This is a genomic window from Scandinavium sp. UTDF21-P1B, from assembly GCF_040750395.1.
Lineage (GTDB): Bacteria > Pseudomonadota > Gammaproteobacteria > Enterobacterales > Enterobacteriaceae > Scandinavium.
In genome coordinates this window covers 1-274 of record NZ_JBFLVD010000061.1, presented here as the reverse complement: position 1 = coordinate 274, position 274 = coordinate 1, and the positions used below count along the sequence as shown (strand labels likewise).

Genomic DNA, 274 nt, shown 5'->3' with positions numbered 1-274 from the left:
GCTTGATCCCGCGCTGGAGCTCCAGGCCGACCGGCCCCAACTCGCGGGCCAGCCACTCCTTCTTGAGGACGCCCACGCCGTGCTCGCCGGTGATGGTGCCGCCCAGGGCGAGCCCGAGCGCCATGATCTCGTCGAAGGACTCCCGCGCCCGCCGCGACTCGTCCTCGTCGGCGTGGTCGAAGCAGACGACGGGGTGGGTGTTGCCGTCCCCCGCGTGCGCGCAGACGCCGATGGTCAGGTCGTACTTCTCCGCGATCGCCGCCGTGCCGTCGAG

General features: G+C 72.3%; 1 protein-coding gene. It reads right to left on the bottom strand.

Annotated features, from left to right (window positions below; genetic code table 11):
• On the bottom strand, nt 1-274 hold a 274-nt coding region (locus AB1287_RS22415; RefSeq protein ID WP_435619153.1), incomplete at both ends, for an FAD-linked oxidase C-terminal domain-containing protein.